Origin of the sequence: Paraburkholderia sp. A3BS-1L (genome assembly GCF_051125215.1) — a bacterium.
In the GTDB taxonomy this organism is placed as follows: domain Bacteria; phylum Pseudomonadota; class Gammaproteobacteria; order Burkholderiales; family Burkholderiaceae; genus Paraburkholderia.
This window is the reverse complement of record NZ_CP120445.1, coordinates 728400-750854: the sequence shown is the minus strand read 5'-3', so window position 1 is coordinate 750854 and position 22455 is coordinate 728400. Positions and strand designations below refer to the sequence as shown.

At 64.2% G+C, this 22455-nt stretch carries 23 protein-coding genes; 9 read left to right on the top strand and 14 right to left on the bottom strand.

The genetic code is table 11. From position 1 onward, the window contains the following. The gene (locus P5W99_RS34150) at positions 1–951 is read right to left on the bottom strand and encodes an ABC transporter substrate-binding protein (RefSeq protein WP_421028760.1); all 951 of its coding nucleotides are present in this window, start codon (positions 949–951) and stop codon (positions 1–3) included. Between the two features lie 282 nt (positions 952–1233). Between P5W99_RS34150 and P5W99_RS34145 the strand changes: the two genes are divergently transcribed. Both P5W99_RS34145 and P5W99_RS34140 read left to right on the top strand, forming a co-directional pair. Further along, on the top strand, positions 1234–2976 hold the full coding sequence (locus P5W99_RS34145) for an IlvD/Edd family dehydratase (RefSeq protein WP_421028224.1): 1743 nt from the start codon (positions 1234–1236) through the stop codon (positions 2974–2976). A gap of 43 nt (positions 2977–3019) precedes the next feature. Beyond that, entirely contained in the window at positions 3020–3772 is a 753-nt protein-coding gene (locus tag P5W99_RS34140; protein WP_434665739.1) for a class I SAM-dependent methyltransferase, read from the top strand. A gap of 28 nt (positions 3773–3800) precedes the next feature. Here P5W99_RS34140 and fabV read toward each other — a convergent pair whose 3' ends face one another. The 3 genes from fabV to P5W99_RS34125 all read right to left on the bottom strand — a co-directional run bounded on the left by fabV (position 3801) and on the right by P5W99_RS34125 (position 7691). Then, entirely contained in the window at positions 3801–4997 is a 1197-nt protein-coding gene (gene fabV, locus P5W99_RS34135) for an enoyl-ACP reductase FabV (RefSeq protein WP_421028222.1), read from the bottom strand. 1375 nt (positions 4998–6372) lie between these two features. Next, entirely contained in the window at positions 6373–6681 is a 309-nt protein-coding gene (locus tag P5W99_RS34130) for a DUF2345 domain-containing protein (protein ID WP_421028221.1), read from the bottom strand. Beyond that, entirely contained in the window at positions 6678–7691 is a 1014-nt protein-coding gene (locus P5W99_RS34125; protein ID WP_434665736.1) for an NAD-dependent epimerase/dehydratase family protein, read from the bottom strand. The genes P5W99_RS34130 and P5W99_RS34125 overlap by 4 nt, the downstream gene beginning before the upstream one ends. A gap of 98 nt (positions 7692–7789) precedes the next feature. Here P5W99_RS34125 and P5W99_RS34120 point away from each other — a divergent pair, with 98 nt between their 5' ends. Then, the gene (locus tag P5W99_RS34120; protein WP_434665733.1) at positions 7790–8689 is read left to right on the top strand and encodes a LysR family transcriptional regulator; all 900 of its coding nucleotides are present in this window, start codon (positions 7790–7792) and stop codon (positions 8687–8689) included. Positions 8690–8702: 13 nt separating this feature from the next. Here the strand turns inward: P5W99_RS34120 and P5W99_RS34115 are convergent, their stop codons facing one another. Genes P5W99_RS34115 through P5W99_RS34105 form a run of 3 tightly spaced genes read right to left on the bottom strand, consistent with a single transcriptional unit; the run spans position 8703 to position 10799 of the window. Next, positions 8703–9182: an OsmC family protein gene (locus P5W99_RS34115; protein WP_421028218.1), complete on the bottom strand. Its 480-nt coding sequence runs from the start codon at positions 9180–9182 to the stop codon at positions 8703–8705. A 58-nt stretch (positions 9183–9240) separates the two neighbouring features. Then, on the bottom strand, positions 9241–10563 hold the full coding sequence (locus P5W99_RS34110) for a diguanylate cyclase (RefSeq protein WP_421028759.1): 1323 nt from the start codon (positions 10561–10563) through the stop codon (positions 9241–9243). Next, a complete protein-coding gene (locus P5W99_RS34105) occupies positions 10449–10799 on the bottom strand; it encodes a hypothetical protein (RefSeq protein WP_421028803.1) in 351 nt (116 codons plus the stop codon). The genes P5W99_RS34110 and P5W99_RS34105 overlap by 115 nt, the downstream gene beginning before the upstream one ends. 478 nt (positions 10800–11277) lie before the next feature. Between P5W99_RS34105 and P5W99_RS34100 the strand changes: the two genes are divergently transcribed. Beyond that, positions 11278–12735: a sensor histidine kinase gene (locus P5W99_RS34100; protein WP_421028217.1), complete on the top strand. Its 1458-nt coding sequence runs from the start codon at positions 11278–11280 to the stop codon at positions 12733–12735. A gap of 13 nt (positions 12736–12748) precedes the next feature. Here the strand turns inward: P5W99_RS34100 and P5W99_RS34095 are convergent, their stop codons facing one another. After that, positions 12749–13246 carry an acyl-CoA thioesterase gene (locus tag P5W99_RS34095; protein ID WP_421028758.1) on the bottom strand — a complete coding sequence of 166 codons (498 nt, stop codon included), beginning with the start codon at positions 13244–13246 and terminating at the stop codon, positions 12749–12751. A 359-nt stretch (positions 13247–13605) separates the two neighbouring features. Between P5W99_RS34095 and P5W99_RS34090 the strand changes: the two genes are divergently transcribed. Beyond that, positions 13606–14580 (top strand): response regulator, encoded by a 975-nt coding sequence (locus tag P5W99_RS34090; protein ID WP_421028216.1) that lies wholly within the window; start codon positions 13606–13608, stop codon positions 14578–14580. A gap of 85 nt (positions 14581–14665) precedes the next feature. After that, on the top strand, positions 14666–15457 hold the full coding sequence (locus P5W99_RS34085; RefSeq protein ID WP_421028215.1) for an FRG domain-containing protein: 792 nt from the start codon (positions 14666–14668) through the stop codon (positions 15455–15457). A 6-nt stretch (positions 15458–15463) separates the two neighbouring features. Here the strand turns inward: P5W99_RS34085 and P5W99_RS34080 are convergent, their stop codons facing one another. Together P5W99_RS34080 and P5W99_RS34075 are read right to left on the bottom strand one after the other, a co-directional pair. After that, positions 15464–16060 carry an AAA family ATPase gene (locus P5W99_RS34080; RefSeq protein ID WP_434665727.1) on the bottom strand — a complete coding sequence of 199 codons (597 nt, stop codon included), beginning with the start codon at positions 16058–16060 and terminating at the stop codon, positions 15464–15466. Further along, complete coding sequence (locus P5W99_RS34075) at positions 16057–16353, bottom strand: YciI family protein (protein WP_421028757.1); 297 nt, start codon at positions 16351–16353, stop codon at positions 16057–16059. Before P5W99_RS34075 ends, P5W99_RS34080 begins: the two co-directional genes overlap by 4 nt. Positions 16354–16694: 341 nt before the next feature. Here P5W99_RS34075 and P5W99_RS34070 point away from each other — a divergent pair, with 341 nt between their 5' ends. Then, positions 16695–17120 (top strand): VOC family protein, encoded by a 426-nt coding sequence (locus P5W99_RS34070; RefSeq protein WP_421028212.1) that lies wholly within the window; start codon positions 16695–16697, stop codon positions 17118–17120. A gap of 368 nt (positions 17121–17488) precedes the next feature. Here the strand turns inward: P5W99_RS34070 and motB are convergent, their stop codons facing one another. Both motB and motA read right to left on the bottom strand, forming a co-directional pair. Beyond that, positions 17489–18451, bottom strand: coding sequence for a flagellar motor protein MotB (motB, locus tag P5W99_RS34065; protein ID WP_421028211.1), 963 nt, complete (start codon positions 18449–18451; stop codon positions 17489–17491). A 19-nt stretch (positions 18452–18470) separates the two neighbouring features. Beyond that, positions 18471–19337, bottom strand: coding sequence for a flagellar motor stator protein MotA (gene motA / locus P5W99_RS34060; RefSeq protein ID WP_434665722.1), 867 nt, complete (start codon positions 19335–19337; stop codon positions 18471–18473). A 154-nt stretch (positions 19338–19491) separates the two neighbouring features. On the opposite strand from motA, the gene P5W99_RS34055 reads away from it, so the two are divergent. Continuing rightward, a complete protein-coding gene (locus tag P5W99_RS34055; protein WP_421028209.1) occupies positions 19492–19800 on the top strand; it encodes a hypothetical protein in 309 nt (102 codons plus the stop codon). Further along, entirely contained in the window at positions 19797–20204 is a 408-nt protein-coding gene (locus tag P5W99_RS34050; protein WP_421073395.1) for a nucleotide pyrophosphohydrolase, read from the top strand. The genes P5W99_RS34055 and P5W99_RS34050 overlap by 4 nt, the downstream gene beginning before the upstream one ends. 27 nt (positions 20205–20231) lie before the next feature. On the opposite strand, the gene P5W99_RS34045 is transcribed toward P5W99_RS34050, so the two are convergent. Further along, positions 20232–21590, bottom strand: coding sequence for an ATP-binding protein (locus P5W99_RS34045; RefSeq protein WP_421028207.1), 1359 nt, complete (start codon positions 21588–21590; stop codon positions 20232–20234). After that, positions 21587–22249, bottom strand: coding sequence for a response regulator (locus P5W99_RS34040; protein ID WP_421028206.1), 663 nt, complete (start codon positions 22247–22249; stop codon positions 21587–21589). The genes P5W99_RS34045 and P5W99_RS34040 overlap by 4 nt, the downstream gene beginning before the upstream one ends. Between the last annotated feature and the right edge of the window lie 206 nt (positions 22250–22455).

Genomic DNA, 22455 nt, shown 5'->3' with positions numbered 1-22455 from the left:
TTAGTACTTGCGCGACGGCAGCACCTGCGCCGCCACGCTCTCGGGGAACACCGTTTCGTTCGTGACGATGCGCTTGGGCAGTTGCTTGCCCGCCACCACGTCCTTCACGGCAGTCATGAGTTGCGGCCCGAGCAGCGGGCTGCATTCCACGTCCACGTTCATCTTGCCGGCGATCATCGCCTGGAAGCCGCCCTTGGTCGCGTCGAACGACACCACGCTCACGTCCTTGCCTGGCTTCATGCCCGCTTCCTCCATGGCCTGGATCGCGCCGAGCGCCATGTCGTCGTTATGCGCGTAGACCACGTTGATCTTGTTGCCATAGGTCTTCGCGAAGGCTTCCATCACCTGCTTGCCGCCCGCGAGCGTGAAGTCGCCGCTTTGCGACGCAATGATCTTGAACTTCGGATCGTTCTTGATCACCTCGATGAGACCCGCGTGACGATCGTTCGCGGGCGCGGAGCCCACCGTGCCCTGCAATTCGACGATATTGACGGGGCCGGGATTGTTCTTGTAGTGCTCCTCGAGCCACTTGCCCGCGCGGCGGCCTTCTTCCATGAAATCCGAGCCGATCATCGTCACGTAGAGCGACTGGTCTTTCACGTCGATATTGCGGTCGGTGAGAATCACGGGAATCTTCGCGCGCTTCGCTTCCTGGAGCACCGGCTCCCAGCCCGATTCCACCACCGGCGAGAAGGCGATCACGTCCACCTTCTGCGCGATATAGGAGCGGATCGCCTTGATCTGGTTTTCCTGCTTTTGCTGGGCGTCCGAGAACTTGAGATTGATGCCGGCTTCCTTGGCGGCGGCCTTGACCGATACGGTATTGGCAGTGCGCCAGGCGCTCTCGGCGCCCACTTGCGCGAAGCCCAGCGTGATCTGCTTGTCCTCGGCGTGCGCGACGCCCGCCGCGAACGAAAAAGCCGCGGCGGCGGCAATGAGGCCGCTTGCCATGCGAGTAGCCAGTTTCATGCGTGTCTCCAACGTAGCTTTCTATTTCTTGAATTCGGCGCTACCTGCACTCGCGTCCCTCACGGCCAGACAGTGTCACGAGTCAATCGCGCCATCCCGGGCCGGTGTCGAGTCGGCGTGACTCAACACCGGCCATCTGCCTTGCAAGCGTCAATAGACAAACTATATTCAACGGATATGGCGGTTTAAATCCGCGTTTTCCCGATCTTCCCTGGCTATATAGTCATGCTATTTATGGGTTTTTCTCACTAAGTGGGTAAAGCCATGAACGCTCGCAAAATCCGGCTCCGCTCGGCCGCGTGGTTCGGCACCACCGACAAGAACGGCTTCATGTACCGGAGCTGGATGAAGAATCAGGGCATCCCCGAGCACGAGTTCGCGGGCAAGCCGGTCATCGGCATCTGCAACACGTGGTCGGAACTCACGCCTTGCAACGCGCACTTTCGCAAGCTCGCCGAGCACGTGAAGCGCGGGGTGTACGAAGCGGGCGGCTTTCCCGTGGAATTCCCGGTGTTTTCCAACGGCGAGTCGAACCTGCGGCCCACCGCAATGTTTACGCGCAATCTCGCGTCGATGGACGTGGAAGAAGCCGTCCGCGGCAACCCCGTGGACGCGGTCGTGCTGCTGTGCGGCTGCGACAAGACCACGCCCGCGCTGCTGATGGGCGCGGCAAGCTGCGATGTGCCGGCGATCGTCGTGACCGGCGGGCCGATGCTCAACGGCAAGCACGAAGGGCGCGATATCGGCTCGGGCACGGTGGTATGGCAATTGAGCGAGCAGGTGAAGGCGGGCAAGATTTCGATGCACGAGTTCATGTCGGCGGAAGCGGGCATGTCGCGCTCGGCGGGCACCTGCAACACCATGGGCACGGCCTCGACGATGGCTTGCATGGCCGAGGCGCTGGGCGTGAGCCTGCCGCACAACGCCGCCATTCCCGCCGTGGATGCACGCCGCTACGTGCTCGCGCATCTGTCTGGAATCCGAATTGTCGAGATGGCGCTCGAAGACCTGCGCCTTTCGAAGCTGCTCACGCGCGCGGCGTTCGAGAACGCCATCCGCGTGAATGCCGCGATTGGCGGCTCGACCAACGCGGCGATTCACCTGAAGGCGATCGCGGGGCGCATCGGCGTGAAGCTCGATCTCGACGACTGGACACGCATCGGCCGCCACACGCCCACGATCGTCGATCTGCAGCCCTCGGGCCGCTTCCTGATGGAGGAGTTCTATTACGCGGGCGGTCTGCCGGCGGTGCTGCGGCGGCTCGGCGAAGCGAAGCTGCTGCCGCATCCCGACGCGCTCACCGCTAACGGCCATACGCTATGGGAAAACGTGCGCGACGCGCCGAGCTACAACGACGAGGTGATCCGCCCGCTCGCCAACCCGCTCGTGCAGGACGGCGGCTTGTGCGTGCTGCGCGGCAATCTCGCGCCGAACGGCGCGGTGCTCAAGCCCTCGGCGGCCACGCAGGCGCTGCTCAAGCATCGCGGGCCCGCCGTGGTGTTCGAGAATTTCGACGACTACAAGGCGCGCATTGCCGATCCCGCGCTCGACGTCACGCCCGACTCGGTGCTCGTGATGAAGAACTGCGGGCCGCGCGGCTACCCCGGCATGGCGGAGGTGGGCAACATGGGCTTGCCGCCCAAGCTGCTCGCGCAGGGCGTGACCGACATGGTGCGCGTGTCCGACGCGCGCATGAGCGGCACGGCCTATGGCACGGTGGTGCTGCACGTGGCGCCCGAGGCGCGCGCGGGCGGCCCGCTTGCGATCGTGCGCAACGGCGACTGGATCGAGCTCGACTGCGAAAAGGGCACGCTGCGCGTGGATATCAGCGATGAAGAGATCCGCGCGCGGCTCGCTGCGTGGGCGGCGGCGCAAAAACCCGAGCCGGCGGACGGCAGCGGGTATCGCAAGCTTTACGTCGAGCACGTGCTGCAGGCCGACGAGGGATGCGATTTCGATTTCCTCGTGGGCTGCCGGGGCGCGGAGGTGCCGCGACATTCGCATTGAAGGCGGCGGGACATTGCGTGCGCCTCGTGAGACACTCGCGCGCATGACCCAGAACATCTACGACGACCCCGCCTTCTTCGAAAGCTACAGCCGCCTGAACCGTTCGGTGCAGGGGCTGGACGGCGCGCCCGAATGGCCCGCGCTGCGCGCATTGCTGCCGGACCTGGGTGGCTTGCGGGTGCTCGATCTCGGCTGCGGCTATGGCTGGTTTTGCCGTTGGGCGGCGCAGCAGGGGGCGGCTGCGGTGGAGGGCGTGGACGTCTCGGTGCGCATGCTGGAGCGTGCGCGAGCGATGACGCAGGCACCGGCGCAATCGTCACCGCAACCCGCGTCTATCGCATGGCGTCGCGCCGATCTGGAAACGCTCGAAGTGGCCGAGGCCAGCTTCGATCTGGTCTATAGTTCGCTCGCGTTTCATTACGTGGAGCATCTTGCCGGGTTGCTGCGCACGATTCACCGCGCACTCGTGCCGGGCGGCCGGCTGGTGTTCTCCATCGAGCATCCGATTTACATGGCGCCGCGCGCGCCGGGCTTTTGTCTCGACGATGACAACAACAAGAGCTGGCTGCTCGACAGCTATCAGATGGAAGGCCCGCGCGCGACGAACTGGCTTGCCGAGGGCGTCGTCAAGCAGCATCGCACGCTAGGCACGCTCGTGAATACGCTCATCGATTGCGGATTCACCTTGAGCCGCCTGATCGAATGGGGGCCGACGCAGGCGCAGGTGGACGCCATGCCCGCGCTGGCCGAAGAGCGCGAGCGGCCGATGATGGTGCTGATCGGCGCGCAGCGCTAGCGCCGCTCGGCGCCGCGAAACCCGACGCTTACATCTCGACGATGCCGGGAATCGCTACGTTTGGATCGATGTCGGCGCCATAGTCGACGCCTTCGATGCCGAAGCCGAACAGACGCAGGAATTCCGCCTTGTAGCCCGCGAAATCGGTGGTGGCGTAAAGGTTTTCGTCGGTGACCTGGTCCCACGCAGCTTTCACGCGCGCCTGGATCGCGGGGTCGAGCTCCTTGTAGTCGGCGCGCAGGCGGCCTTCGTCGTCGAGCACCGGCGTGGCGCTGTAGAGCGAATCGCGCAGGAGTCCATAGACTTGCTCGATGCAACCCTCGTGCGTGCCGTTTTCCTTCATCGCCTTGAAGAGCAGCGCGAGATAGAGCGGCATGATGGGAATGGCGGAACTGGCCTGCGTGACCACCGCCTTGAGCACGGCAACACGCGCATCGCCGCCGCGTGCCGCGAGCTTCGCGCGGATGCCCAGCACCTTCTGGTCGAGGTCCTTCTTGGCCGCGCCAATGGAGCCGTTCCAGTAGATGTCGTGGGTGATCTCCGCGCCAAGATAGGTGAACGCCGTGGTCTTCGCGCCATCGGCCAGCACGCCCGCTTCGAGCAGCGCATCGATCCACATCTGCCAGTCCTCGCCGCCCATCACGGCCACCGTGGCGTCGATCTCGCTTTGCGCGGCTGCTTCGAGCACGGTTTCCTTGATGCTCTCCTTGTCGGTGTCGATGCCGCGCATGCGCAGCGTCTTGCCCACCGGCTTGAGCGTGGAGGTGTGCACGGCACCCGTCACCGGATGCGTGCGGCGCGGCGCGGCAAGGCTGTACACCACGAGGTCGATCTGGCCGAGATCGCGCTTGATGGTGTCGATGGTCTCGCGCTTTACGGCGTGAGAGAACGCGTCGCCGTTGATGGTCTTCGCGTAGAGCCCTTTGTGCGTGGCGAACTTCTCGAACGCGGCGGTGTTGTACCAGCCGGCGGTGGCGGGGCGGGTATCGGTGCCGGCGCGCTCGAAGGCGACGCCGAGCGTGGCCGCGCCCGAGCCGAATGCCGCCGAAATGCGCGCGGCGAGGCCGTAGCCCGTGGACGCGCCCAGCACGAGCACGCGCTTCGGACCATGGGCAATGGGGCCGTGGGCGTCGACGTATTCGATTTGCTGCGCGACGTTGGCTTCACATCCCATGGGATGGGCTGTCACGCAAATGAAGCCGCGAACACGCGGTTCGATGATCATCAGACTTCTCCGTATTTCGCAGATGCATGCAAGAACGGGCGGCATTTTAGCGCGAGCAAAAAGTCTGGGCCATGGTTGGGGGGCATACTACTGCAAGCGATATCGAAGTTTCCGTCTTCCCGGGAAGCGGCAAGCGTAAGAAGAGGCATGTCCGAAAAGAACGGAGACTGCCCAGGTTGATGCCTTTGGCAAACACCATGCAGGTATCACCTCCATTGTTGATCGATTGGACGCTCCGGCGAACTTGTGCGCGTTCGCCGGAGCATGGTCACCTTGACCTGTGATCGGTGACCACGTGTGCGAATCAGTCGGTCATTCGTCAATCACTCCCGTGTAGCCGCTTTCGCGGATGCGCTGTTTTTTTCCTCGCGCTTGTGCTTGCGCATTTCGGGTGTCAGGTAGGGATAGGCGCGCCTCAGCTTAATGTGCAGAATGATACGGTGGCTATCGGGTTCATCTGGTACCGGGTCCCCGCAGAGTAGATCGACATCGACAGGAAACCGGCTAGTCCAACGCTCGTTTGCCCTGTAACGATAGGTGTGCAGGAGCGGTGATGGCGGTATTCCCGCGCCCATATCGTTACGTTCGATCTTCGTCCCATCGCCCGCAACCCAGTAGTCCGCCAGGTGGAGTCGCTCTTTTATTAACGATGGTTCAATATCAACTGCCGATGACGAGGAGACGAACCGCAGTTCGAATGCGCTAGGAACCAAGGAAATTTTGGTTCTGTCGTCAGAAATATCGAGGGGACTGGTTATCGTAGAAAAGGTGATGATGACACCAGGGAGGTTTGAATCCTTAAATGTGTATTGAATATCTGTTGAGTCAGGAAAATTTTTTGTGGACTGAATTACTCAAAATTCAGGATCAGCCGTGTCAAATGGCTTGTTATCGCGAAGTATCGACATGGCTTTCTCCATCATCGTAAAAATCACTTCGCTCTGACGATTCACGAGGCTGTTAGCCATTTCCCTCGACTCCGATGTTTCTGAGTGTTTCAGTGTATTTGTCTGTGCATGTGCCAGGCTCACGCAAGAACAGAGCATCAGGATTGCTCCAGTACGAATCCACGGGTTCCTGTGTCGCATAAGCATCTTCCTCGTGTAGGTGACTGTAGTAGCCGGGTTTGTGCATTGCCATTTGCTGTGCTATTTCCGGCGTAACATGTCGAATATCACAGACAGCCTGTTGTACTTTCGCGAAATTAGATCGGAGGTAGCTATAGTAACCATAGCTTTGCATCGCGGTAATCTGCCAGTAGTAGTGAAACATCAACATGGCATGCATGCCGATACGAACACGATCATCGTTGGGAAATTTTGTTTTCGCCGCCAGATCGTAGACGGCCGGTAGACCGTAGCACCGGCAATCCCGATCACGTGAGCCGATACGGCTGATTCGCGACCGCGAAGCCGCCGCCGTCCTCAACCAGCACATGATGCGCCGCGTACTTGCCGGGGTTGTCGGGCGTAACGGGGAAATCAACCGGTCGCGCCTGCGGATCGTCGGTTGCATGATCTGCTGCGTGAACGAGGAATTTACCATCGGTATAAACGGTAAGCCCTTCCGGGCGCATGCGTAGCAACGTTCCGCCGCAGCGGATATCCACGCCGTTCTTTCCCGTTATCTCCACGATGCCCTGCGTGCTCGTAATGGTCATGTCCTTCTGGGAAGATTGCGTCATCGTGTCGGGCTGCGACTCGATCCATTGCCGAGACAACCGAGCCCGGCCAACGTCGCCTCGACGGCCACGTCGAGCGGCGTATGCGGCTCGCTACCCAGCGTCGCCACCAGCCTCGTGTTATCGAGTTCAAGCGCTTCACGCCACAGATACCGCATCTCCAGCATCTCGCGAGGCGTGGTGGCAAACGGCGCCGCGGCATAAATCAGCGGCCACGGGAACGGCTTGCGCTGCGCGTGCAAGCCATGGCGTTGCGCGACGCGGCAGATGGCGGCGGCCATTTGTGTGCCGTCGGCGTCCCAATGCCCGGCCATGTGAAAGCGTGCGAACGGCGCGAGTCTTGCGCGCATCTCGATCAATTCGACTATCGTGCGGGCCGCATCGGGCACATAGGCCCACGCGTGGCCGACGCCTGGCGCGCCGGGCTCGCGGACCGTGCGCACGGGCTGCCCCATCTTCACGAAACCCTGCGCAAGCCAGCTATTGCCCACGCGCGGGCCGAAGAAGTCGCCGGCGCGCACGATGATCGAGCGCACGCCATGCGCCGCAGCCGTTTTCAGGCGCTGCTCCAGCGCGACGCGAATCGCGCCCTTGCGGGTGCGCGGCCGCTGCGGCGCGTCTTCGCCCACGAGCGGCAGCGCCTCCGCCCCGAAGTTGTAGACGGTACCAGGCAGCATCACGGTCGCGCCCACGGCCTGGGCGGCGACGATCGTGTTGTCGATCATCGGCAGCACGAGTTCGGCCCAACGCTTGTAGCCCGGCGGATTGACCGCGTGCACGATCACCTCGCAGTCCTGCGCGGCGCACATCACGGCTTCGCGGTCCATGGCGTCGCCTTGCACCAGTTCGATGCCATGGCCGACGCGCGTGGTCGTGGCCGCGCGGGTTCCGCGTTGCAGCGCGCGCACGCGCCAGCCCGCGCCGATCAGTTGCCGCGCGACTTCGCCGCCGATGCCGCCGGTTACGCCCAGCACGAGCGCCGTGCGGCCTGTTTCGAGAGAGTGCGTTGCCATGTCCGTGCGCCGTTTGAGAGGTGTCGATGGCGTGATTCTGCGCGTCTCGGGGCCAATAAAAAATTGCCTGGAATCGCGTATCGGCTATACATTTATGCATGGCATCGAATCTGAACTGGGAACTCTACCGGACTTTTCTCGCGGTGCTCACCGAGGGCTCGCTCTCGGGCGCGGCGCGCGCGCTCGGCATCACGCAGCCCACGGCGGGGCGGCACGTGGCGGCGCTCGAAGCCGCGTTCGGCCAGCCGCTCTTCACGCGCTCGCCTGCGGGCTTCCTGCCCACCGAAGCGGCGCGCATGCTGCGCGGCTACGCCGAATCCATGCGCAGCACGGCGGCGGCGCTCGAACGTGCCGCGTTGGGGCAGGGCAATGCCATGCGCGGCGTGGTGCGCGTCTCGGCAAGCGAGATCGTGAGCGTGGAAGTGCTGCCGCCGGTGCTCGCGCAGCTAGGCCGCGCGCATCCGGAACTGGTGGTGGAACTGGTGCCGTCCAACCGCGTGCAGGATCTGCTGCAGCGTGAAGTGGATATCGCCGTGCGCATGACGCAGCCGCAACAGGAGATGCTGATTGCGCGGCGCATCGGCGAAATTGAGGTCGGAATGCACGCGCGCGACGACTATCTCGCAGGGCGCGGCACGCCGAAAACGCTCGCCGATCTCGCGCAACACACGCTGATCGGGTTCGACACGGTCACGCCGTTCTTGCGCGAGGCCATGCGCAAGCTGCCGTACCTGAAACGCGAGGCGTTTGCGCTGCGCACCGACAGCGACGTTGCGCAGTTGGCGATGATACGCGCGGGCTGCGGCATCGGCATGTGCCAGACCGGCGTCGCGCGTCGCGATGTCCGGTTGCGGCGCGTGCTGTCGCGCGTGTGCGCCTTCAAGCTGCAAACCTGGGTCACGATGCACGAAGATCTGCGCGGCAACCGCCGCTGCAAGGCGGTGTTCGACGCGCTCGCGGGCGGTCTGGAAGCGTATATCGCGAGCGCGCGCGGCTGAGGCCGGGATGGCGTTACGCGGTCGCGACCTCGATAACGGGTTCGCAGCGGACCGGGAAGTTAACCGAGTTCGCGACGTAGCACTTCTCGTGTGCTGTGTGATGGAGTTGCGCGGCAAGGCTCGCATCGTCGCCTGCGCGGATCGTCACGCGCGGGCGCAGCACGACCTCGGTGAAGCGCCCGGGTTCGGGGCCGCCGTCGGTCATGGTGCCTTGCGCCTCGTCCACATAGGCGAGCACGGCGATGCCCGCATCGGCGCAAAGGTGCAGATACCAGAGCTTGTGGCACGCGCTCACCGAGGCCACGAGCAGCTCCTCGGGGTTCCAGCGCGTGCGGTCGCCGCGAAACGCGGGGTCCGACGAACCGGGGATGGCGGGCTTGCCCGCCGCTTCGATCGTGTGGTCGCGGCCGTAGTCGCGATAGCCTGAAGTGCCCGTGCCACGATTGCCGGTCCATTGCACCGTTACCGTGTATTGATGCTCCGTGTGCGCCATTGACGTTCTCCGTGCGGTCGGTCAGCGCGCATTATCCCACTGGCGCGCGAGTCCGGCGTCATGCCTTGACGTCCGGCACCGGCGTGCTGGCCTGCACGACGCGGTTGCGTCCGCCCTGCTTCGCCAGGTAGCGCCGTTCGTCGGCCACGTGCATGAGCGCCTCGTAGTCGATTGGGCCATCCACGGGACTCGCGGCCACGCCGATGGACACCGTGAACGCGATGGCTTCGGGATGTTCGGTGCCGGCGGGCACGGTGACGTCGCGCGTGTGGCCCTCGATCGCGAGGCGCACGCGCTCGGCCACGGCGGTGGCGGCAGCGAGATCAATATCGGGCAGCAACGCCGCGAATTCCTCGCCGCCCATGCGCGCGGGCAGATAGACGCCGCGCAGGTTGGCGCGCAGGATCGCGGCGAAGATCGTCAGCACGCGGTCGCCGGCCGCGTGGCCGAAGCAGTCGTTGACGCGCTTGAAGAAGTCGATGTCGAGCATGAGCACCGCCATGGGAGCCGGCTGCTGCGTCGCGCGGTTCGCGCGTTCGCGTGCTTCGGCGAAGACTTCCTGAAAGCGGCGGCGGTTCGCGAGCCCCGTTAGCGGGTCGCTGCGGGCGAGCGTTTCGAGCCGCGCGCTCGCCTCCACGTAGTGCCCGAATATATTGGTCACGATGCGCAGCGTGCCGATCAGCAGCAGGCCGAGCACGATCCACGCGGCAATCACCGGGCTGCCCAGCACGCGCCGCGCGGTGGCGATCGTGAGCTCGGCGTTGTCGGTGGCCGCGAGCAGGATCCAGTGCGACTGGCCGATGCGCCGGTAGAGCAGGTACTGGCCGTCGCGTTCGAGATAGCCCGAGCCTTGCCGCATCCACGTATCGACCGATTTCGCCGCCGTTTGCAGCAGGCTGGGGCTAAAGCGTGCCGGACGCTGTGCGATGACCGCGCCGTTGCGGAAGTACACGATGCTCCCGTTGGTATTCAGGAAGCCGAACTCAAGGGGGGCGCCGTCGTCTTCGGTGTTGCCGGTGGAGAGCTGCAGCGAAAGCAGGCGCGACTGCGTGATGTCCATCACCACCACGCCGCGAAACTGCTTGCCGAGATAGACGGGCGCGCTCAAGGTGGAGACTGCCTCGCCATCCTGCAGCCCGGTATAGACAGGCGTCCAGAGCACCTCGCGTCGCGGATTGTGCTCGGGCAACTGGCCCCGGTAGTAATACATGGTGCTGAAGCGGCGCAGCAGCGCCGGCGTGCTGATGCCTTGAGGCTCGGGTGAACTCACGAACATGCCGTTCGGCGAGATGAAGGCCACCGCGCTGCGCATGGCGTCTGCCTGGTGGCTGATTTCCACGAGCGGGCTGAGCGCCCGAGCGAGCGCGATGTCGCCGGGCAGCGTGGCCTCGTCGCGATGAAAGCCCTCCTGGCCCGCAAGTAGTTGCGCAGCGCCACGAGGTGGCGGCGCTCGGTGTCGATGAGCGCATCCACGCCCACGGCGCGCACTTCGAGGTCGCGCTGGCAGTTTTGCAGGTCGGAGCGCGCGAAGTTGTAAAGCTGGTGCAACCCCACGAGCGTCACGAGCGCCATGGCGCCGACGAAGCATAGCGTCACCACGAGACGAGGCCGTTTCATGACGATGCTGGAGAAACGGTCGGGCCGGCTTGGGTCTGACGTGCGCTACGCACTGTGCTGCATGGTGTCCCCGACATTACAAAGTGTACGGGTATGTGTCGGCCGGCTGTCCGGTCCATCGTCTGGCGCATTGGCCTGGTCTCATGCGCGAAGCATGGCAGCGTAAAATCATCTTCTCCGATCCAATGCCCCCGATATCCGCCTGTCCAACGGTCTTGCAGCGCGGCGCAGCAATCGAGCCGCAGCGGCAAGCCGCGCATTGACGATTCATCGCGCATTTTTGTGTACAGTTATGTGGTATTTCGCGAAAAAGTCGTCGATTCAAGCGATAATCGCAACGATGAACTTGTTGCGCGTGGCGGCCGGCAGGTAAACGAAAAAAAGCTGCACGGGGACGCTTTTGACCGCCGTATTCAACACTGCCTTGCGCGCCTGCGCACGCGCCGTTCGACGAAAACAAGAATCACGCGACCCATTTATGTATTCGATCTTGCCCGCGTTCGTATCCGCCTTGTTTCTCGGGTTCGGCGTGTACGTATTGCTCACGGAAGGTGTGACGCGCCTCTCGCTGCCGTTTGCGGCGATGTGCGGAACCACCTTCGTCTGGCAAGGCACCTGGGCATTTCTGTTTCAGATTTCGGAGCCTGGCCTGGCGGGCGCGCTCGTCAAGTTCGGCTACCTGTTCATTCTGTTTTTGCCCACCACCTTCTATCACTTCGTGATCGAAGTCGCCGCGCGGCGCAGCGAGCGGCCGCTGCTGTTTGCCTCGTACGGCTTGTGCATCGTGCTCGCCATGGCGCTCGCGGTGAGCGATGAGGTGATCTCGGGTTACGGCAGTTTCTTCTTCGGCAAGTATCCGCGCGCGGGGCTGCTGCATCCGGTGCACGTCGCGCAGACGGTGCTGCTCGCATTGCGCAGCGCCTGGCTGCTGTTCTCCGCGCGACGCCAGAGCCACGCGCACGACCGCCGCAAGCTGCTTGATCTGTGCTTGCTGAGCCTGTGCCTCTATGGGGTCGCTGCTTCCGACTACGCGGTCAATTACGGCCTGGCGTTCTATCCGGTGGGCGCAGTGTTCATCGCCTTGAGCCTCGGCATTCTTGCGGTGACCATCGTGCGCTATGGCCTCATGCGGCCGTATTTGCTCGCGGCGACGGTGGCGCACGAAGTCGCCACGCCCCTGGCGGCCATCGGCATGCACGCCGAGGAAATCGGCAACGTGCTGCCCGAGCTCATGCGCGGCTACCAATTGGCCGTGCAGCACCAGCTATGCGTGGACGGTCTGTATCCGGGGCAGTCGGAGCGTCTTTCGTCGCTGGCTTCTTCGATACAGCGGCAGGTGGACAGCACGAGCACCGTCGTCGAAATGTCGCTGGCATCGTTCACGCTCGACCGGCTCGACCGCCGCAGCTTCGAGGCCTACTCCATCCGTTCCTGCGTGAACGCGGCGCTCGAGCGCTTTCCGTTCCGTCCGGGCGAGCGCGAACTGGTCAAGGTGTTGCCCATCGACCCGCAACTGGAATTTTCGGGCTCCGATTCGCTTATCGTGTTCGTGCTCTTCAACCTGCTCAAGAACGCGCTCTTTGCGATTCACTCGAGCGGCAGCGGCAGTGTGCAAATCTCGGCCTCGAGCGAGGACGGCTATTGCGTGCTGCGCTTTGCCGACAACGGCCCGGGCATTGCCCCCGACGTGCTTCCGCATATTTTCGAGCCGTTCTATTCCACCAAGTCTCACGGCAAGGGAGCGGGCATGGGGCTCGCGTTTTGCCGGCGCGTGGCCCAGGCGCTGGGCGGCGCGATCGCCTGCGAGTCCGAGGCCAACGTGGCGACCACGTTTACGCTGCAACTGCCCGAACCGGGGTCTGCCGCCGACCGCGCGCTTCACGATCCGGGGGGCAAGCCCCGCCGTTGGACGGCGGGGCAGGACTACGTGGGTTGAATCAATTCACGTTTTAATTCGTCCCTGCAGGCAGGACGAGTTCATATTCCTTGACGCGCTCGATGATCCCCGGCGGAAAACGGCGAATCCGCTTGTCGGTGCCAGCAAAGAGAATCTGCTGGTAACCGAGCGAAACGGGGCGCCCGTCCACGCAAAAGCGAAACACCAGATAGGCGGAGCATTGGCGCACCTGGAAGGTGTTCAGATAGCAATCGACGCGTTGAAACGGAAACGTCTCTTGCACATATTCCTGGTGCGCGCGCTTCGTGACGAAGACGCCGCCCGCCGCAAGCAGATTATTGTGGATGCATTCGTGGAACCAGCGCTCGCGGCAAATGCCCTGCCATTCGAAATAGCGGGCGAAATAAGTGTTCATGAAGGCATTCGAGTCCTTGAGGTAAATGTCGATGACATGATGGAAGGTCTTGCTCGGCGTGGCTTCCATGATTTCCGTGCTAAAGCCGTTGGCGCCACGGGAGAGCACGGAAGGGATCGATTCACGGGCATTCATTTCAATACTCCAGTTGGAATTGGCCGCCGGCGGCGGCCACGCATGTCCTCGATGTTTGAAGACATGCGCCAATTCTCTGCGCGTTCCCTTGCCGCCAAAACCGCCTTGATCACATAGTCGCGAGGATCTTTCAGTTGCTTGAGCTTGACAGCTTGCGATAGTCGTATGCAAACGCGCAGGCGAGCGCGGGCGCAAACGATCAGGCGGGTCCGGGCGCACGATGAAGATCGCCTGCGGCGAGCGCAACGGTTGCCGCGTGCGCCCGCAAGGCCGCATAATCTGGCAGCCGGCGGCGCGCCATCCGCAATGAGCAGCATCGATTCGCGCCGTGGGTCTGTTGCGAGCACCGAGGCCATTACATGAGTTCCATCGTCAGACAGCCGGTTTTCTACCCCGTATCCGTGGTTTTTCTCGACGACAGTGCAGACTTTCTCCATGCACTGCGCGGCTTCTTCCCGAATGCCTTCACGCATCATTTCTTCACCTCGCAGTCCGAAGCGCGCGCGTTCATCGAGGCGCAGGGTGCGCGCGGCGCGGGCCACAGCCCGACCTCGGGCGAGCTATGGTCGGAGTTCGAGAAGCGGGGCGGCAATGCGCTGGGCAAGGACGCGCTGGCCGACGCCAGGCGCTTTTTGCAAGTCGCGGCCATCGTGGTGGACTACGACATGCCCGGGCAGGATGGGCTCGAATTTCTCGCCTCGGTGAAAGATGCAATGAAGGACGCCAACTGCACGCGCATCCTGCTTACCGGCACCGCCGACGAATCGCATGCCGTGGATGCGTTCAACGCGGGGCTCATTCACTTCTACCTGAAGAAGTCCGACCCGGGCATGGCGCGCAAGCTCGCGCAGGCGCTTGCCAATGCGCAGCGCAAATTCTGCGCGGGGCACGGGCATATCGGCGTGCACGGAGTGGGCGCAGCCTATACGGACCGGGGCGTGGCCGAGGCACTCGATGCGCTCGTGCTGCGCGAGCGCATCGTCGAATATTATTGGCGGCCCGAGCAGAACGCAGTGCTCACGTTCGATGTAACGGGCCAGGCGGGCGTATTTCTGGCATGGGACGCGCACGACTGGGCGGCGCAATGCGAGGTCGTGACCGACGAGGGCGGGCCCGCCGCGTTGCGCGAGGAAATGGAAGAACGCCGCATCATGCCGGTGTTCTGGCCCAACGAAGCGTACCGGCCCGGCATGGCCAACGTGGAATTTGCGGTGCCGCAGCCAGTGCCGGGCGCGCCGGATACCTGGGTCAGCTGGACCCGTATCGGCAGTGCGGACGTGGCGCCGGAACTCGTGCCCTACGCGAAGTGGTTGCGTATGCAACGGATGCACTGACTTCGCGCTAACTTCGCGATGTAATGGTTGGTGTGGTAGCGTGTCTGGCAGGCGCGCAGCCACAGGTTATCCCCCGGACACTCCCATGCAGACCACCGAACTCGCCAACTGGAACCAGTTCATGGAGCTGACGACGCAGCTCGACGGCTGGGCATTTCGCGGGCAGCAGAACGCCCAATGGCGGCTGGAGAGCTCGCTTTCACGGTACATGCGCGATTTCGTGGGCGACCGCGGCCAATGGCGTGCACGCGAGGAGCGCGCGATTCGCGTATTTCGCCGCAAGGCGCACAACTTTCTCGCGCATCCCGGCATACTCGCCGACGATCTGCGCTGCCTCGCGCTCATGCAGCACCACGGCGCGCCTACGCGGCTGCTGGACTTCACCAAAAGCCCGTTCGTGGCGGCCTTCTTCGCGCTCGAGCGCGCGACTAGCGACGCCGCCGTCTATGCACTGAACACCCCCGCGCTCTGGAACAATCGTGCGCGTCCGAAAGCCGATCCCGTGCTCACGCGCGACGTGATCGACCCACGCGTGCCCGGGCACTTCGAGCGGTATTTTTTCTGCAATACCAATGAAGTGCTGTGGTCGGGCGAGCCCACCGAGATGGACGACCGGCTCGTGGCCCAGTCGGGCACTTTCGTCGTGCCTGGCGTGATCGACAAGCCCTTGCAGAGCATTCTCGACGGCTACGAGAGCAACGAGGAACTGCTGCATCAGATCGTGCTGCCCGCGCGCATCCGCATGGACGCGATGAAGTGGCTCTACCGCATGAACATCACGAACGCTTCGCTGTTTCCGGGGCTGGACGGGCTCGCGCGCTCGATCGGCGTGGAGCTGGAGATCGTGTGGTCGGGGATGATGCAGGCGCAGCAGTGAGGGGAGTTACAGGGCGTCTATGCCTTCGCCGCGCGCGTCCAGATCGTCCTGCAACGTGCGCAGCACGAAATCGGCGCGTGCGGCCACATCGGTTTTGGGTACGAGCGTGATTTTGTAGCCGAAGGACGGCCAGGCGGCGAGCAGGCGTTCGTATTCTTGCGTGGCGCTCGCGAAGTCATGACGCCGCGCGTCGTCCTGCACATAGATCTCGGGCCACGGTGGCGTGACAAAGACCCGGTGGTGATAGTGCCGTTGCGTGCCGCTCGCCCCTGCGTTAAGCGGACGTCCTTCGAGATGCGCTCGCGCGGCCAATGCGTCGATCAGGCCGCGATCGAAAAAGATCCAGCCACAGGCGCCATGCGTATCGACGCTTGCCAGATCGGCATGCGCGAGGTCGATAGCGCGCAACAGGAAAGCGCGCAGATCGACCCACGGCAGCGCGTGACCGTTGCTGCGCAATTCAGCTTCGACGATGCGTCTGCCCGGCTCTTCCACCACTGCATGACCGCGCTGCGCGAGTTCGGCGAGCAGCGCGGATTTGCCGCCTCCCGAACAGCCGGAGATGACCACACGGCGATCCCCATGGCCGCGCCGCGCGCTCACGACGCCTCGGCGCGCGGCAGATTCAGGTTCGGCGCAAGACGCGTTGCCTTGAACTCCGTGACGGCATAGGTAGCGAGCCCCTGTTCGGCGAACGGATCGGCGGCGAGGATGGCGTCGAGCCGCGCACGCTCCATGTTTGATGCGAGTATCACACCGCCGTCGCGCGGCACCTTAGGTCCTGCGGCCACGAAATGACCGGCGGCGAACTGCGCGTTGAGATAGTCCCGGTGGGCCGGCAGGGCGTCGTCGATGCGGTCGAGCGAGGCGGTGTAGGTCAGCGAGACGATGTACATGGGGCGCTCCAGATTGAATTCCTGTAGCGCATTGTAGTGGCTCGGCGTCATCGCGGGAGTCACCGCGTGCGCCGCGTTTTGCGCGGGCGGTCCGCTCGCCCCTTGCCCGCATTCACGTCGGGGGCGGCATCCCCGTACTCGGGCGGACGCTGGGGCATGCGCATGAGGTCGAGACGCTGCCCGTAGTGCGCTGAGGCATGGTCGGACGCATTCGAAGGCGGAGCCGTACCCGCGATTGGACTTCGTTGCGCGGCAAGCGTACGCTGGGCAGCCTGCTGGCTGCATCGGCACCACGCCTTACCGCCTTACGCTTTACGCCTTACCGACAGGGAGCCCATCGTATGAAACCCCGCATCAGCGTCATTACGCCAGGCGTCGACGATCTCGAAGCTTCATTGCGCTTTTACCGCGAGGGTCTGGACTTACCCACCGAAGGCATCGTGGGCAAGGAGTTCGAGCACGGGGCCGTCGTGTTCATCGACCTGCAACCCGGCTTCCGTCTGGCGCTCTGGCCGCGCGCGAGCATGGCTCACGACACTGGGCTGGCGGTGGGGCCGGCCAGCCCTACCGAGCTAAGCCTCGCTCACAACGTTGCTTCGAAAGCCGAAGTGGATGCCGCCATGGCGCAAGCGGCTTCGGCTGGCGCGCGCGTCGTCAAGCCCGCGCACGACACATTTTGGGGCGGCTACGCAGGCTATTTCCAGGACCCCGATGGGCATCTCTGGGAAGTCGCCTGGAATCCGCAGTGGCTTGAATCAACTCCCTGAAGGCGGCGCCTGTGCCGTTCAGCACCACACGACGCGATCGTATGCGACGGTGCGCCGGTAAACGTTCTTGCCGAGCCAGCTCGAATATTCCATGTACGCGCAGTCGAGCACTACGATCCAGTTGGTCACGTTCATTTTCTTCCCCCATCAACCATCGTTGTTTGAATGCAAGACTAGTCTACGGCCGCGATTCGTGGGACGAATTCACAAGCAAAGCGAGGTAAACCGCTCAGTTCTCGCATTTGCGTTGCGTGCCCGCAACTGTGCCGCCCAGCGCATGCCTTGCCGGTCTCCTGCCATTTGACGCCGCAACTGCGATGCCTGGGCGAGCTCTATGAGGCGAGGCCCGCGCCGCCGTTGCCGCTTTTCTATAACGCCGATCCCGCCTTCGGTCCCGCGGCCGCATAGCGGCTCGCGTCCTGGAAGAAGGCGCGTTCGGCGGCCTTGTTCATCACGAGAATGCTGATGCGCCGGTTCAGCGGGCTGTCCGCGGCGTCTTTGTCGAGCGGCAGCACGTCGGCCACGCCGCGCACCTGCAGCAGCCGCTCCTCGTGCAGGTGGCCCGCCACCAGTGCGCGCCGCGCGGCGTTGGCGCGCTCGCTCGAAAGCTCCCAGTTCGAATAGCCGGCGAGGCCGCCCGAATACGGTACCGAATCGGTATGGCCGGCGATGGATACACCGCTCTCCACGTCGTTCAGCGCGCTGCCGATCTCTACGAGAATCGCGTGCGCGTAGTCTTCGAGCTTCGCGCTGCCAGTGGCGAACATTGGGCGCTTGAGCGAGTCGACGAGTTCGATGCGCAGGCCTTCGTCAGAGATCGTGACGCGAATCTGGTCCTTGAAGGCGCTGAGCGCGGGTTTCTGCTCGATTAGCGTGGCGAGCCGCGCCTTCAGTTGCGCGAGACGGGTGCGGTCGCTGGCCGAGGCTTCGGCGTTCAGGCTGGGTTTCGCAGATACGGGCACCGCACGCGCCGCCGATGGCTGGGCGTTGGCACCGCCTATGGCGGGCACCCGGTTCGAGAGATCGTGACCGCCGCCCTCGATCACGCTCGGGCTCGGGTTTGCCGAATTGGGCTTGCCGCCCAGCATGCTGGAGAGTGGTGTGTTGAAGTACTTTTCGATGCCGTCGCGGTCGTACTGCGAGGTCGAGCCGAGCAGCCACATCAACAAGAAGAACGCCATCATGGCCGTCACGAAGTCGGCATAGGCAATTTTCCATGCACCGCCGTGGTGGCCGTCGTGGCCGCCTTTTTTCACGCGCCGCACGACGAGCGGGGGCTTGCTGCTCTCGCTGTCCCGCGCGCCGCGTGCGCCTGGCTGTCGTTCGGCCATGTTTCGTCTCCCCTGGCGCTCAGGCCTTCACGGTTTTGGTCGCGCGCACGGTCTCGTCGAGTTCCTGGAAGCTCGGGCGATCGGCGGTGAAGAGCACCTTGCGGCCGAACTCCACGGCCACCGACGGCGCATAGCCCGCCAGCGAGGCGAGCAGCACGGCCTTCATGCATTGATACGGCTTGGACGCGGCGCGGCCCTTGGCATTGAGCAGATCGGCGAGGGGGCCAACGAAGCCATAGGCGAGCAGGATGCCGAGGAAGGTGCCCACCAGCGCCCCGGCGATCATCTCGCCGAGCACGGCGGGCGGCTTGCCGACCGAGCCCATCGTATGCACGACGCCCATCACGGCGGCCACGATGCCGAACGCAGGCAGGCCGTCGGCCATTTTCTGGATCGCGTTGGGCGCGACCGAGACTTCGGCGTGATGCGTGTCGAGCTCCTCGTCCATCAGGTCCTGCATCTCGATGGGGTTCACGTTGCCGCTCGACATCATGCGCAGGTAGTCGACGATGAAGTCGAGCAGGTGATGGTCGGCCAGCACGCGGGCATATTTCTGGAAGATCGGGCTGTTTTCCGGTGCTTCGATGTCGGCTTCGAGTGCCATCATGCCGTCCCTGCGCGCCTTTTGCAGGAGCTCGTAGAGCAGCGCGATGAGCTCCAGATACTGCGCCTTGGTATAGCCGCCGCCCTTGAAGCAGGTCGGCAGCGCCTTGAGCGTCTTGCCGAGCGTCGCGCGCGGGTTGCTCACCACGAAGGCGCCAATGGCCGCACCGAAGATGCATAGCAGTTCGAAGGGTTGCACGAGCGCGGGTAGATGACCGCCCACGCCCACGAAGCTCCCGATCACCGATCCGAGTACCAGGATCCAGCCGATTGCGACGAACATGATGTTTTCCTTTGCTCCCTGAAAGTCAAATGGCTCTGCGTCGCGCGGCATGAACGCTGGAGTGGCGAAGCGCGAATTTTGCTGCTTGCGAGCGTGATCTCATGATGGTTGCATTCACATGAATGCATGGCCATCTTTACGGCGGCGGCACGCATTGCTGAAGCCGGTCGAGGACATTTTTTTGCGGGGCTGGATCAATTCGCGGCTTCAAATAGATTTGGCATCCGAAGCAATGGAAGAAAATTGCCGAAGCGCGCGACGCATGGGTGGGGAAAGCGTCGCCGCACCGCTCGCGCAGGGCGGGCTGAATCCGCACTTACCCGAAGCCCTTAGCCCGAAGCACGGAACTGGGGCCACAATCCGCCACGACCCGGCGGGCGCGCGGCGGTACAATCCGGGCTTCGCGTTCCCGCCGGGCGCGCTTCCCGCACGCCGCGCACCGCACGGCAACGCATCGCAATGACCCCATCCACGCAGCCCCAACTCATGCAGACCACGCCAACGCAGACCACGGCCACGCCGCTCGACCGGCTCATGGAGCAAGTCCTCGCGTTCCGCGACGCGCGCGACTGGCAGCAGTTTCATACGCTGCGCAACCTGATCGTCTCGACGAGCATCGAGGCCGGCGAACTGCTGGAAACGATCCAGTGGAAGGACGACGCGCAGATTGCCGCGCTGATAGCCGACCCGCAGGGCCGTGCGCACCTCGAGCAGGAATGCGCCGATGTGTTTATCTACTTGTTGCTGGTCGCGCATACGGCCGGTTTCGATGTGGTGAAGGCAGCGGCGGACAAGGTGAGGCTGAACGAAACCCGCTATCCAGTCGACAAGGCGAAAGGCAATGCGAAAAGGCATAGCGAGCTTTAATGCGTGAATGGCGCACGGAACGAGGGCTCAAGCCTGCGCGCTCGCTTCGGTCTCCTGGCGCGGGCGCAACCCGCTCACCGCGGCAGTCAACCCGTGCCCGTCCGCATTGTTGCGCAGCACGAGCTGCAGGCCGTGACGCTGCGCGATGCGTATCGCAATCGAGAGGCCGAGCCCGCTGCCGGTGCCTTGCACATGGCTCGCGCGATAAAAGCGGTCGAGCACGCGCTCCAGATCCTCCTCCGGGATGCCGGGCCCGTTGTCGATGACCTCGAAGCCCAGCTGCTCGCCGGTGCGCGTGAGCACGAGATCGATCTTGCCGCCGCGCGGCGTATAGCGGATGGCGTTGTCGAGCAGATTGTTCAACAGCGTGATGAGCCCGTGCGGGTCGGCGGCCACGTTGCAGGCATCGCCTTCGGTCACGGGCGCGCGCATTTCGAGGCCGAGGTCGATGTCCTTATCTTCGGCGAGCAGCGAGAAGTCTCCGATCGCCTGTTCGCCGAGCCGGCGCAGACTCACCACGGCGACGGGCAGCGCCGGCTGCGCGTCCTCGCGCGCGAGCGTGAGCAACTGCTGCACGAGCCGGATCAGGCGGTTCAGGCGGGTTTCGATGCGCCCGGTCGTGTGCGGCTCGCCGGTGAGCGTGCCGTCGCGCAGCGCCGCCTGCAACTGGAGCTTGAGCGCCGCGAGCGGCGAGCGCAGCTCGTGTGCGGCGTCGGCGATAAAGGTGCGCTGTGCCTGCGAAGCGGCGTTCAGGCGCTGCAGCAGGTCGTTGAGAGCCTCCACCAGCGGGCGCAGCTCGATGGGCACCGAGCCGTCCAGTCTGATCGGCTCCAGCACGTTGTACGAGCGCGCGGCCAGCAGGGTGGAGAGGGCGCCGACGGGCGCGAGGCCGCGCGCGACCACGAGCAGCACGAGCACGATGGCCACCGGCACGAACAGCGCGAGCGGCCAGAGCGTATGCAGTGCGAGGTGCAGCGCCAGCGTTTCGCGCACGGAAATCGGCTGGGCCACTTGCACGAAGCGCGCGGTTTGCTGCACGCCGAAGGTGCGCCAGTGTGTTTCCGCCCGCTCGATCGTATGGAATCCTTCCGGATTGCGCGGCAGCGGCGCATCGTGCGAGGTGTGATAGACCGGCGTGCCGTTGGCGTCCCAGATCTCGATGAGGATGCGGTCGTCGGCGATGCCCTGCAGGTCGGGCGCCGCGTGCGCCGTATGACCTGCGGTGAGGTTCGACGGCAGCGAGAGCGCCACGGCGCGCAGTTCGTAGTCGAACAGTTCGTTGGCTTCGTCGTGCGCAGTGTGAAAGATGCCGAAGCCCGCCACCACCGAGCCGGCCGCGAACCCGCAGATCAGCCAGCCCAGCAGCCGGCGGCGGATCGATCTCATTCGCCCCTCTTGAGCCGATACCCCACGCCGCGCACCGTGACGATCTGGTCCGCGCCGATCTTGCGGCGCAGGCTGTGCACGTGCACTTCGATCGTGTTGCTGCCCACTTCCTCGCCCCAGCCGTAGAGCCGTTCTTCGAGCTCTGCCTTGGTGAACACGCGCGCGGGCTCCTCGATCAGCACGTGCAGCAGCGCGAACTCGCGCGGCACGAGCGAGACCGGCTCGCCGCGCTGGGTCACCTCGTGCGCGGCCGGGTCGAGCGCGAGGTCGCCGTGCTCGTAGACCGGCTGCTTGCGGCCCGTGCGCCGCCGCAGCAGCGCGCGGGCGCGCGCCGCGAGTTCGTCGAGATCGAAGGGCTTGACGAGGTAGTCGTCGGCGCCCGCGTCGAGTCCGCTCACGCGGTCGGTCACGCTGTCGCGCGCGGTGAGGATCAGGATCGGCGCGTCGCCGCCGCGCCGGCGGTAGGCGGCCAGCACGCTCACGCCGTCTTTCTTCGGCAGGCCCAGGTCGAGCAGCACGAGGTCGTAGACGTCGTTGGCGAGCGAGAGTTCGGCCTCGCGCCCGTCCTTTGCCCAGTCGACGGCATAGCCTTCGCGGCGCAGCGCGTCGAGCACGGGCTCGGCAATCATTTCGTCGTCTTCGACGAGCAAGAGACGCATCGTGTTGCTCCAGGTTGCTGCTTCGATCCGCAATTGTCGCTCAGTTTTAGTTGCACACATGGCACAGCCTCCACGTCTTCTGCTGCTTCAGCCGCTCCGGTGCCGTGTCGTGCGTGCCCGTGCCCAGCAGCACGAGCGACCTCTGCCGATCAAGCACGAAAAACGCGTGTACCCCGGTGCAGAGCAGGCGGCGCATTGTGAAGGGA

What these genes read in the sequence shown, in the direction of transcription:
- motB (WP_421028211.1), bottom strand. Translation starts at nt 18,451, where the DNA reads ATGGCCGAACGACAGCCAGGCGCACGCGGCGCGCGGGACAGCGAGAGC.
- P5W99_RS34120 (WP_434665733.1), top strand. Translation starts at nt 7,790, where the DNA reads ATGGCATCGAATCTGAACTGGGAACTCTACCGGACTTTTCTCGCGGTG.
- P5W99_RS34125 (WP_434665736.1), bottom strand. Translation starts at nt 7,691, where the DNA reads ATGGCAACGCACTCTCTCGAAACAGGCCGCACGGCGCTCGTGCTGGGC.
- P5W99_RS34070 (WP_421028212.1), top strand. Translation starts at nt 16,695, where the DNA reads ATGAAACCCCGCATCAGCGTCATTACGCCAGGCGTCGACGATCTCGAA.
- P5W99_RS34095 (WP_421028758.1), bottom strand. Translation starts at nt 13,246, where the DNA reads ATGAATGCCCGTGAATCGATCCCTTCCGTGCTCTCCCGTGGCGCCAAC.
- motA (WP_434665722.1), bottom strand. Translation starts at nt 19,337, where the DNA reads ATGTTCGTCGCAATCGGCTGGATCCTGGTACTCGGATCGGTGATCGGG.
- P5W99_RS34130 (WP_421028221.1), bottom strand. Translation starts at nt 6,681, where the DNA reads ATGACGCAATCTTCCCAGAAGGACATGACCATTACGAGCACGCAGGGC.
- P5W99_RS34140 (WP_434665739.1), top strand. Translation starts at nt 3,020, where the DNA reads ATGACCCAGAACATCTACGACGACCCCGCCTTCTTCGAAAGCTACAGC.
- P5W99_RS34105 (WP_421028803.1), bottom strand. Translation starts at nt 10,799, where the DNA reads ATGAAACGGCCTCGTCTCGTGGTGACGCTATGCTTCGTCGGCGCCATG.
- P5W99_RS34115 (WP_421028218.1), bottom strand. Translation starts at nt 9,182, where the DNA reads ATGGCGCACACGGAGCATCAATACACGGTAACGGTGCAATGGACCGGC.
- fabV (WP_421028222.1), bottom strand. Translation starts at nt 4,997, where the DNA reads ATGATCATCGAACCGCGTGTTCGCGGCTTCATTTGCGTGACAGCCCAT.
- P5W99_RS34100 (WP_421028217.1), top strand. Translation starts at nt 11,278, where the DNA reads ATGTATTCGATCTTGCCCGCGTTCGTATCCGCCTTGTTTCTCGGGTTC.
- P5W99_RS34085 (WP_421028215.1), top strand. Translation starts at nt 14,666, where the DNA reads ATGCAGACCACCGAACTCGCCAACTGGAACCAGTTCATGGAGCTGACG.
- P5W99_RS34150 (WP_421028760.1), bottom strand. Translation starts at nt 951, where the DNA reads ATGGCAAGCGGCCTCATTGCCGCCGCCGCGGCTTTTTCGTTCGCGGCG.
- P5W99_RS34090 (WP_421028216.1), top strand. Translation starts at nt 13,606, where the DNA reads ATGAGTTCCATCGTCAGACAGCCGGTTTTCTACCCCGTATCCGTGGTT.
- P5W99_RS34050 (WP_421073395.1), top strand. Translation starts at nt 19,797, where the DNA reads ATGACCCCATCCACGCAGCCCCAACTCATGCAGACCACGCCAACGCAG.
- P5W99_RS34145 (WP_421028224.1), top strand. Translation starts at nt 1,234, where the DNA reads ATGAACGCTCGCAAAATCCGGCTCCGCTCGGCCGCGTGGTTCGGCACC.
- P5W99_RS34045 (WP_421028207.1), bottom strand. Translation starts at nt 21,590, where the DNA reads ATGAGATCGATCCGCCGCCGGCTGCTGGGCTGGCTGATCTGCGGGTTC.
- P5W99_RS34040 (WP_421028206.1), bottom strand. Translation starts at nt 22,249, where the DNA reads ATGCGTCTCTTGCTCGTCGAAGACGACGAAATGATTGCCGAGCCCGTG.
- P5W99_RS34075 (WP_421028757.1), bottom strand. Translation starts at nt 16,353, where the DNA reads ATGTACATCGTCTCGCTGACCTACACCGCCTCGCTCGACCGCATCGAC.